Origin of the sequence: Cryobacterium sp. MLB-32 (assembly GCF_000738085.1) — a bacterium.
Taxonomy (GTDB): Bacteria; Actinomycetota; Actinomycetes; order Actinomycetales; family Microbacteriaceae; genus Cryobacterium.
In genome coordinates this window covers 1-823 of the sequence record NZ_JPRS01000471.1, presented here as the reverse complement: position 1 = coordinate 823, position 823 = coordinate 1, and the positions used below count along the sequence as shown (strand labels likewise).

At 58.3% G+C, this 823-nt stretch carries 2 protein-coding genes; both read right to left on the bottom strand.

What is annotated here, in order from left to right; translation table 11 throughout:
* Positions 1-294 (bottom strand): hypothetical protein (locus tag JF66_RS24690; RefSeq protein ID WP_231556520.1); only part of this gene is annotated, 294 nt, incomplete at its 3' end.
* A gap of 35 nt (positions 295-329) precedes the next feature.
* On the bottom strand, positions 330-695 hold the full coding sequence (locus JF66_RS25480; protein ID WP_081882514.1) for a PadR family transcriptional regulator: 366 nt from the start codon (positions 693-695) through the stop codon (positions 330-332).
* Between the last annotated feature and the right edge of the window lie 128 nt (positions 696-823).

Here is an 823-nt window from a genome sequence, read left to right as displayed (position 1 = left end):
CTTGTTCCGATATTTGAGAAACAACTTTGCCGTGACGACCATGAGAACTGGGATGACCGCCGGCGGCACAAGAGATACCGCGAGCAGAGTGAAGAGCGCCAGTGATACCGTTGCGGCTTTTCCATGATTCTGGAGCATCATGCGATCCCTCATTCCCATAGTGATTGCAAGCCTGACTACCCCTTGTAGGACTGTGCGCGGTTTCATGCCCAGCTCCTCTGCCCCAATTACGTCGGCGGTCCAGGACTCCACGTGCTGCTGGCGGGCCCCATTCGGAATGAGGAACCCTGCCAATTTGACGATGCTCCGTGACGGTACCCGCAGGGCGCTCAAGTTCCCGCCCCAGCCGGTGCCCAAGACTTCACGACAGGTGAAGGAGTCAGCCGGGAGGGAATCAGCTGGGACGGCGCCTGGGACGTTCTTCTTGCGCTCTCAGCGAGTGTGTTCAGGGCTGCCGCCCGCCCATCAGGAGTGAACTTGTAAAAGCGACGCCGTGGCCCCGAGCGCGAATCGTCAGCTTCCCATTCGGACTCGATCCACCCTCGAGTTTCAAGCCGGTCCAGTATGGGATAGATGCTGCCGGGGGGGCGGCCCGATTCCTTTACGACGCGAAGTCCCCATATGGCCCCTTCCCCATTCACCAGCACGGATAGGACGTCGACCGTCGCGGCCGTCACTCGACTCAAAGGCTTCATGTCACTAGTCTAGCTATATCGAGATAGGCTTCAACGAAGATCTTTAGGAACGGGTGGCAATGGCAAAGCTCAGTACGATCAACGAGTCACTCGGCGCATCGGCATCAAGTCCGCTCAAGAGAATATGC

Coding starts and splice junctions, on each gene's coding strand:
- JF66_RS25480 (WP_081882514.1), bottom strand. CDS start 695: ATGAAGCCTTTGAGTCGAGTGACGGCCGCGACGGTCGACGTCCTATCC.